This window comes from Candidatus Micrarchaeia archaeon (assembly GCA_041650355.1).
Taxonomy (GTDB): Archaea; Micrarchaeota; Micrarchaeia; order Anstonellales; family Bilamarchaeaceae; genus JAHJBR01.
Genome location: JBAZLI010000049.1, coordinates 1 through 7,450 on the forward strand (window position 1 = coordinate 1; position 7,450 = coordinate 7,450).

Below are 7,450 nucleotides of genomic sequence, written 5' to 3' on the forward strand. Positions count from 1 at the left end.
TATGTCTTCGTCCCTGGATTCGAGCGAGGATTTCACGCTGAACCAGTAGCTCAGGAGCGATATGAACGTTATTATGAATATCGTGGATGCGATTATCGCGTCGAAGCTGAAATACTGGCCCTTCTTCCGGCGCTTTTGTAGGTTCATCATGTGCATCCCTGCGAGAGAAGTATTCTGCTTCCGTCGTTGTAGAACGTGAGCGTGCCCCTGTCAGGGGTGATGGTGAGCACCCTGCTCCCTGTGGAAGAGACGCGCTCGCTTATGCAAGCCGAATCCGAGCCCACTACGTCCATCGCGCCTATCGGGTAGGCGTAGGTGGCGTTGGTGCTGCTCCAGGTTATGTAGACGAATCCGCCCTTGCCTGTTGTTGAAGGCTGGAAGTAAATGCTGTACGGCTTCCCGAGTATGTCTTTCCCGAACTTCATGGTGTACCTGAAGCCCGCCTGGCCGGCCATGGCGGTGTTCGTTGCCGAGGAGAAGCTTTCGCCGAACCATTTCACGTAAGAGGACTCCTTGTTGGATATGTCGGCGCTCTGCACGAAAACCACCGCGAAATATGCCGCTAGAACCACCACTAGGAACACTGCGGAATAAAGGAAGAACTCGAGCGCGACCTGCCCTTTTCTCATTGAATCACCACTACGCCGTGCTCCATCTTCACGTCCATCTTGGTAAGCCCGCTCCTGGAGAGCGAGAAGGAACTCGCGTTCGCGAGTATCGGGTGGGATATCTCGTAAACTCCGCTCTGGGTGGAAAGGTAAATCACAACCGAACTGCCGGAGATGTTGAGGCTTTTCGTGTTCGAGGGAAGCTGCACCAGGATGGTCCGCGTGGAGCCGTCGCCCTGGAGGTAAACCTCGTTCACTGTGTCCGCTATCTGCTGCACGGTGGTGCGGGCGTGGAAAACCGAGAGGTCTTCGAGGCGCAGGCCTGAAGCGGAAAGCACCAGGAGCACCATGGGCACAGTGAATATGAGGAGCGTGGAAACGGTCACGAGAGTTTCGAGCGCGGATTGTCCTTTCATCAGTCGCACCCCGCTTTTCCGTACGTGCAGGCTATGCCTTGCGTTTCGTACAGCTCTATGGACTCTCTGGATAGGGTGAAATGCCCGAGCGGAGCGTTGCTGCCCACTTCTGCAGAGCACATGCCGAAGGTCTTGCAGCCTGGCATCCCCCTTATTTTGCTATTATCATCGAGCACGCTTTTGAAGAACTCGAAATCCACCCTGCTGTACCTGTCATATATCGGAAGGTCGCTGCCTCCTGCCCATGTGCCCACGAGGAAAGTTTCGAGGCCGTTCGGGCTTGTCTCGGTGAGCGCGTATCTGGTGAGCCGCTGCGGGTAGGAGGGCGAGCGGTCGGTGTTTATGAAGTAGGTGCACATGGTCGCGTCGCGCAAATCCTCTATGTCGTAAACTTCCGCGACTCCGTTCTTGCGCACCGGCTCGGCAAGCACGTCGTTCACAGTGCGGTTCGCTATCAGCAATGCGTGGGGGGTGCCGTTGTATTCTGTATAATGGTTCATGTCGAAGTCCTTTATCACCACGAACGGCCGGTCAGTGTAGGTTATGTCCCTGAAGGAAGCCTTGCAGTCGCCGTTGGATTCCTTGGTGTACGTGAGCGCTATGAACGTGTCGGTTTCGTCTTTGGGGCAGCCCTCTGTCTGGCCTCCTGTGCCTGGCTCAGTTGTGAGTATGTAGGCCCCGAACAGCTCGCGGTCAGGAAGCGGGAAAACATCATTGTAGCTGCCCACGAGGATGTAGGTTCCGCGCTGGCCCGTGGGTATCGAGGGAGCGCCCTGCACGTCCACCATCGGGCCGTAGAAGAAGCCCTGCCCCTGGGTCTCTTCGTCCCTGAGAACCGGCTTGAGGTCCGAAGGCTCGTAATCAGGACTGTAATATATCTGGCGCTCTACTCCGCGCGCAGGGTCAAGGCCGGCTATGTGGAGCCTTTTGCTCTCCCTTTTTATCATCGGGTCCGGGAAGCCGGTCACTTCGAACGTCCTGCGCAGGCTGAACTTGCGGGTTATCGAAATCGTGGAAAGGGAATCCTCCACCGTGAGGTCCAATGTGAGCGAGCCCGTGAACTTCACCGGGTCAACCTGCTCCAAGTCCTCGTCTGAAATCCTGAAGCTTGTAACGTGCAGGCCGGCAGGCGCGAGCGTTGCGTTCAGGTTCCTGAGAAATGCATCAAAAGTGTACGTGTCTGCTTCGCTTCCCGAGTAAGCTAGTGGCGCGCCCTCGAAATCAGAGGAGTTGCCGTGCTCCACGAGGCTTATGAACGCCCTGCGGAGATAGTGCACCTCGTCGCTGGAGTCGTATTTCAGCGTGTGCGCCTGGTCCGAGGCATGGTCGTTTATCTTGAAAAGGGCGTAATAGCCAGCGCCGTCGAAGAAGTCCGAGAATTTCTCCTGGCTGAGCTGGTAGACTATGCCTTCTATGCTGGCCGCGCGGAATCTCTCCGAGGACGTGCGCTCCGCGACTTCGGACGCGTTTATCCACGCAGTGAGGTAGACGAAGATGTAGAGTATGAGTATGAATGAGATGAGAACGAAGAAGAAACCGCGGGATTTTCGAGCCATCATTTCACCTGTAAACCAGCAGCCGCACCAGGCCAAGCTCGGCGGTGCCCGTGTCGTAATTGGATACCGGGGGCTTGCACAGGTCCTGGCACGGATGCCCGTGGCAGGTTATATAGCAGTGGGTGTTGCTGTAATCCCTTTCGGTAACGTAGCCGAAGTAGATGGAGTTGGATGAGACCTGGAGTTTGTGGTACAATTTGTTGTGCGGGTCTTCGGCCGCGCTGTAATCGGCGGTGTCGTAGATTTTCGAGCAGGTCGCTGAAGCACCTCCTGGCTCAGGGTCGCATATCTCAAGCCGGTAGCCGTACTGCACCGGGATGAGCGCGCCCACGTGCCGCCGCACCACCGCAGGGTCGCTGCTGTGCGCTATCACGTAATCCAGCAGGGATGCGTCCAGCGGCTCGTCTTCAAGGCCCGCGACGCGATTGGCCTGCGCGACCGTGAGGGAAAGCAGGGTGTCCCTTGCGAAATAATTGGCTTGCATGAGCGCGCCGTAATAGCTGGATGGGACTGCGGCGAGGAAAATGAGGGCGTGGAGCGCTACCAATATGAGCGAAAACGCCACGAACGCGTCTAACGAGAATATGAATGCCCTTGCCATCGTTTGAATTATGCAACGAACGTTTAAAAACCTGATTTCCACGCGCGCCCAGGTCCTAAGACGGGGCTGAGGCGGAGGTGCAGTTCTCGTACGCAGTGCCGCAGGAGTTGCATGTCGCGTATCCCATCTCGCAGGAGTTCACCGAGCACGCGCCTTTCTGCCCCGGTGCGCAAATCCTTTGGGTGACGCACTCGGTCCACTTTCCTTCAACGCACAGCTTCCTGCCTTCGCAGCCCAGGGTGTTGGTGCAGTTGAGGCGCAGGCCAGGCGTGCATCCGTCCTGGGTTGTGTTTATTGGGGAAATTGCGCTGCCAGGGGCTTTTTCTTCCAGGATAAATACATGGGCCAGCATGGCCAGGACGAAAACGAGCACGAGGACGAAGAGAATTGCGAGAACCGGCCTTTCATCCGGGCTTTTGGATTTCGTTCCGCGGCTGAATCCGACATTTTTTGCTTTCCTCTCGCGGCCGGCTCTGCTATTCATAGCGGATGCTTACCTTCTTCTGGGCTTCCCCGAATACGAGCCCTCTGAGGAGCGAATTCATGCCGAAAAGGCCCTGGCTTCCGGAAGACGGGCTCACTACGCACAAGCGGGGTTCAGAGTCCGTGATGTTGCCCAGCTGAGCGGCCTGCATTATCGCGTCCTCTTTGCTTCCTAGCGCATCTACGAGCCCTATTTCCTTGGCTTGTTTTCCGCTCACCACCCGCCCGTCAAGTATCTCCTCGAATTTCTGCATATTGAGGCGGGAGCCGCGATTCTGCACGACCACGGAGCGGAAGTCCTGGAAAATCTCGTCCACCAGGGACTGCAGGATGGCGCGCTCTTTCTGGGTGAGCGGCCTGCTCGGGGTGCCCATGTCCTTGCTCTCCCCGCTTATCACATCGGTCATGTTGTACCCTATCTTCTCAAAAAGGCCTGAGAGGTCGGCAAGGGTCATTATCACACCTATACTGCCGGTGAGCGCGCTCGGCTCGCTGATGATGTAGTCCGTGCCTGTGGAAATGTAGTATGCGCCAGAGGCCGCGCTCTCGCGGAAATAGGCCACCTTGGGCTTGTCGAGATTCTTGACCGCGCGGTAGATTTCCTGGGAGCCGACTACGCTTCCTCCGGGGGAATCAACCACTAAAAGCACCGAGGCCACGTCGTCGCGGCTGTCCAGCTCCTCTATGGATTTCGCGATTTCCTCGCTTCCCGGGATTGAATCCGCGAAAAGGCTCTGGGGTGTGCTTCTTGAAGAAATCTCGCTGTCTATGTTCACCACTGCGACGCACTTCCCGAAAATGGGCATGGAGATTGATGAGAAGAGGAGGATGCCGAGGAAGACGAGGAAAACGAATCCGATGAGTATTATGCCCCCGTACTTGAGCCAGTTCACATTCTGCGGAGAAGTGGATTTGAATCGCATGAGCGGATTTCCGTAATTCACTTTATAATACTTTTCCTACGATAGAGAATTGTATGGAATTGCAGACTGCTGTTTATCTCCTGGCATTCATGATTCCGGCGTATATAGCGAACGCTGTCCCGGTGGTGCTCGGCGGGGGAACCAAGCTGGATTTCGGGCTGGGCTTTCCGGACGGAAGGAGGATTTTCGGGGACGGGAAGACAGTGCGCGGGTTCCTGGCAGGGGTTTTCGGCGGAATAGCGGCGGGGGGGATACTGAGCATGCTCTACGTGGTGCCTTTCTTCCCTTCCGCGGGCGTGCAGTTCACCGGCTTCGCGCTCATGAGCTTCGGGACCATGGTCGGGGACGCGCTAGGGAGCTTCCTCAAGAGGAGGTTCGGCATCGAACCAGGGAAGCCGTTCATACTGGACCAGCTCATGTTCCTCGTGGTGGCGCTCATGCTGGTGCAGCCGTATGTCTCTCCCGCTGTCTACGGATGGGACGCGCTCCTGTTCCTATTTATTACTACTTATGTGCTGCACGTGGGGAGCAATTTCGTTGCGAACCGGCTCGGGTGGAAAAAGGTTCCTTGGTAAGCGAAACTTCCACGGCCTGATGGCATTTGCCCAGAGCAAAAACAATTAAAGCGTGCGCGCTGAGTGCACCCCATGGCAAAAAATATTTTCATTCACGCGCTGATTTTCGGGACGCTTGCGCTCATCGCGGGCTGCTGCGGCTCAACGAGTTCATCCTCGTGCTCCCTCGGGACTTACGGGGAAGCGTGCACGCAATTCTGCGACAGGAGCGCAGGCACGCAATTTGATTCGGGCCCGAACTGCTTCTCGGAATGCACGGATTTGGTGAGGCAGCAGGGGCTCGGGGACGCGACCACGTGCTGCACGGAAACTATAAATCAGGGATGCCAGCGCACTTGTTCGGGAAAGCTTTCGCAGGTGGTTTCGCAATACGGGAGCGTGATGGACCAGGCTGAAAAGGACGATTTTATCCAAGAATGCATAGGTGAGTGCACCGGGGCTTATCAGCAGATGGGGATTTCCCTGGACAGCTGCAACATGATCGATGCCAGCCTTGTGATAGACTGACTAATAAGCAGGATGCGCTGGATTATCCTCCTGTGATTTCCCTGAACACTGCCCGCCCTTTTTCAGTGAGTTCGAGGAAAGCCGGCTTGCCGCACGCTCCAATTGGGAATATTTTTATACCTGCGAGGGCTTGTTGCTCCATGGATACTTCTGCGATGAGGAAGAAGGCCCTGCTCCTGTTCACGGCTGCGTTCGCGGCCCTATGCCTCATGTTTTTCCTGCCTGCGGGCACGCTGGACTATTGGCAGGCGTGGGTGTATCTGGCAATCGTTCTTGTTCCCGCGGCATTCGTCATTTCGTATTTCCTGAAGAACGACCCGGAGTTTTTGGAGCGAAGGCTGAAAACCAAGGAGAAAGAAACGGAGCAGGCGCTCGTGCAAAAATTCGGATTGATAATCTTCTTAATCGGCTTCCTGATTCCCGGCCTTGACAGGCGCTTCGGGTGGTCCAGTGTGCCTTTTGAGCTTGTCATTGCCGCGGATCTGGTTGTTTTCCTGAGCTATGCGCTGATTTTTCTGGTTTTCAAGGAGAACAGCTATGCGGGCCGGACAGTCCGGGTTGAAAAGGGGCAGAAAGTCGTATCTACCGGGCTGTACTCAATAATCAGGCACCCGATGTATTTCGGCACGCTCATAATGTATCTCGCAAGCCCGGTGGCGCTCGGCTCCTACGTTGCCCTGCCGGTTCTAGCCCTCTGCGTACCAATGCTCGTCTTTCGCATACTGAACGAGGAGGACGTGCTTAGGAGGGAACTGCCCGGCTACAGCGAATATTGCGAAAAAGTGAAATACCGGCTGGTTCCGCTCGTTTGGTAAATTTGCCGCTGGGCATGCATCCAAAAGGTAGAAAATAGCGCGTAGATAAATTTCTCGGCTCTTCAGCGGCCTATGGCGCTCTCCACCTCGTCGAACACGCCGTCAAAATCATCGTCGTGGAGCTCGGCTTTGCCGTCAAGATTGACGTCCCGCTGGTCTATGCGCCCGTCGCCGTTGAGGTCCCAGGCGTCAATCTTGTAATCGCCGTTGGAATCGTAAACGTCAGGAACTGCATCTCCGTTCAAATCCCACGCGCTTGAGACAGTTCTGTTTGCGCCCAGAAGCACCTGCCACAAATCCGCCTTGCCGTCAAAATTCGTGTCGTATATGAAAGTGTCCAACTCGCCGTCATCATTGGTGTCCATGGCTGCCATGTCCGGGAGCGAATCATTGTTCGTGTCGTTGAAGTATATCGCGCCTTTCGAGTAATCTGCTCCGGTTCCCTTTATGATGAAATTGCTCCCGGAAATTGAGATGTTGGAGGTTTCATTGCCCTGTTTTTCGGTTATGCCGCAGCAGCCTGCGAAAACTAGGAAAGCGAGCAAACCGCATAGGATAAATGTTTTTGCCATTTCACTGCCTCGGTACGTATATTGTGCTTCCGAACCAGCCGCCGCCCACCCTGTCGTAGACCGGCCTGGATGCATCCAGTTCGTCAATGTAGCTTCCGTCCGCCTGCTGGCACAAAAGTTTTCCGTTCCAGGTCACGCATCCCTGCCTGCGCTCCTCTATCTGCTGGCCTACCTGGATGACCTTTCCAACTGTCGCGTCGCCCAGGTTCCCGAAATAGCCGGTCGGATCCAGTATCTTCCCTATCTTGAGCGCTCCGTCCAGCACCACCACCGCGATTTTCGTGTTGTCGTCAATCTGCATTCCTCTCAGCGTATCTGCCTTGTCCACAAGGTCTTTCGCGTCGTAGACCGCTATGATTATGGTGGTGCCCTGGGCGACTGTCTTTATTCCTGA

General features: G+C 55.8%; 11 protein-coding genes. 3 read left to right on the top strand and 8 right to left on the bottom strand.

Features of this window, described 5'->3' with window-relative positions; all coding sequences use genetic code 11:
- Positions 1-146: 146 nt before the first annotated feature.
- From WC488_03830 to sppA, 6 genes are read right to left on the bottom strand one after another with little or no spacing between them, the layout of a single operon-like run.
- A complete protein-coding gene (locus WC488_03830) occupies positions 147-629 on the bottom strand; it encodes a hypothetical protein (GenBank protein MFA5077528.1) in 483 nt (160 codons plus the stop codon).
- Positions 626-1,024 carry a hypothetical protein gene (locus WC488_03835; protein ID MFA5077529.1) on the bottom strand — a complete coding sequence of 133 codons (399 nt, stop codon included), beginning with the start codon at positions 1,022-1,024 and terminating at the stop codon, positions 626-628. Before WC488_03835 ends, WC488_03830 begins: the two co-directional genes overlap by 4 nt.
- A complete protein-coding gene (locus tag WC488_03840; GenBank protein ID MFA5077530.1) occupies positions 1,024-2,580 on the bottom strand; it encodes a hypothetical protein in 1,557 nt (518 codons plus the stop codon). The genes WC488_03835 and WC488_03840 overlap by 1 nt, the downstream gene beginning before the upstream one ends.
- 4 nt (positions 2,581-2,584) lie before the next feature.
- Entirely contained in the window at positions 2,585-3,181 is a 597-nt protein-coding gene (locus WC488_03845) for a hypothetical protein (protein MFA5077531.1), read from the bottom strand.
- A gap of 55 nt (positions 3,182-3,236) precedes the next feature.
- Positions 3,237-3,665: a hypothetical protein gene (locus tag WC488_03850; GenBank protein ID MFA5077532.1), complete on the bottom strand. Its 429-nt coding sequence runs from the start codon at positions 3,663-3,665 to the stop codon at positions 3,237-3,239.
- Complete coding sequence (gene sppA / locus WC488_03855) at positions 3,658-4,587, bottom strand: signal peptide peptidase SppA (protein MFA5077533.1); 930 nt, start codon at positions 4,585-4,587, stop codon at positions 3,658-3,660. Before sppA ends, WC488_03850 begins: the two co-directional genes overlap by 8 nt.
- A gap of 53 nt (positions 4,588-4,640) precedes the next feature.
- Between sppA and WC488_03860 the strand changes: the two genes are divergently transcribed.
- The 3 genes from WC488_03860 to WC488_03870 all read left to right on the top strand — a co-directional run bounded on the left by WC488_03860 (position 4,641) and on the right by WC488_03870 (position 6,484).
- Positions 4,641-5,162, top strand: coding sequence for a CDP-2,3-bis-(O-geranylgeranyl)-sn-glycerol synthase (locus WC488_03860; GenBank protein ID MFA5077534.1), 522 nt, complete (start codon positions 4,641-4,643; stop codon positions 5,160-5,162).
- A gap of 72 nt (positions 5,163-5,234) precedes the next feature.
- A complete protein-coding gene (locus WC488_03865) occupies positions 5,235-5,669 on the top strand; it encodes a hypothetical protein (GenBank protein ID MFA5077535.1) in 435 nt (144 codons plus the stop codon).
- A gap of 140 nt (positions 5,670-5,809) precedes the next feature.
- The gene (locus WC488_03870) at positions 5,810-6,484 is read left to right on the top strand and encodes an isoprenylcysteine carboxylmethyltransferase family protein (protein ID MFA5077536.1); all 675 of its coding nucleotides are present in this window, start codon (positions 5,810-5,812) and stop codon (positions 6,482-6,484) included.
- 62 nt (positions 6,485-6,546) lie between these two features.
- Here the strand turns inward: WC488_03870 and WC488_03875 are convergent, their stop codons facing one another.
- The gene (locus WC488_03875) at positions 6,547-7,056 is read right to left on the bottom strand and encodes a hypothetical protein (protein MFA5077537.1); all 510 of its coding nucleotides are present in this window, start codon (positions 7,054-7,056) and stop codon (positions 6,547-6,549) included.
- Position 7,057: 1 nt separating this feature from the next.
- Positions 7,058-7,450: hypothetical protein (locus tag WC488_03880; protein ID MFA5077538.1), on the bottom strand; the 393-nt coding region annotated here is incomplete at its 5' end.

What these genes read in the sequence shown, in the direction of transcription:
- WC488_03865 (MFA5077535.1), top strand. Translation starts at nt 5,235, where the DNA reads ATGGCAAAAAATATTTTCATTCACGCGCTGATTTTCGGGACGCTTGCG.
- WC488_03860 (MFA5077534.1), top strand. Translation starts at nt 4,641, where the DNA reads ATGGAATTGCAGACTGCTGTTTATCTCCTGGCATTCATGATTCCGGCG.
- WC488_03845 (MFA5077531.1), bottom strand. Translation starts at nt 3,181, where the DNA reads ATGGCAAGGGCATTCATATTCTCGTTAGACGCGTTCGTGGCGTTTTCG.
- WC488_03835 (MFA5077529.1), bottom strand. Translation starts at nt 1,024, where the DNA reads ATGAAAGGACAATCCGCGCTCGAAACTCTCGTGACCGTTTCCACGCTC.
- WC488_03840 (MFA5077530.1), bottom strand. Translation starts at nt 2,580, where the DNA reads ATGGCTCGAAAATCCCGCGGTTTCTTCTTCGTTCTCATCTCATTCATA.
- WC488_03850 (MFA5077532.1), bottom strand. Translation starts at nt 3,665, where the DNA reads ATGAATAGCAGAGCCGGCCGCGAGAGGAAAGCAAAAAATGTCGGATTC.
- sppA (MFA5077533.1), bottom strand. Translation starts at nt 4,587, where the DNA reads ATGCGATTCAAATCCACTTCTCCGCAGAATGTGAACTGGCTCAAGTAC.
- WC488_03875 (MFA5077537.1), bottom strand. Translation starts at nt 7,056, where the DNA reads ATGGCAAAAACATTTATCCTATGCGGTTTGCTCGCTTTCCTAGTTTTC.
- WC488_03870 (MFA5077536.1), top strand. Translation starts at nt 5,810, where the DNA reads ATGGATACTTCTGCGATGAGGAAGAAGGCCCTGCTCCTGTTCACGGCT.
- WC488_03830 (MFA5077528.1), bottom strand. Translation starts at nt 629, where the DNA reads ATGAGAAAAGGGCAGGTCGCGCTCGAGTTCTTCCTTTATTCCGCAGTG.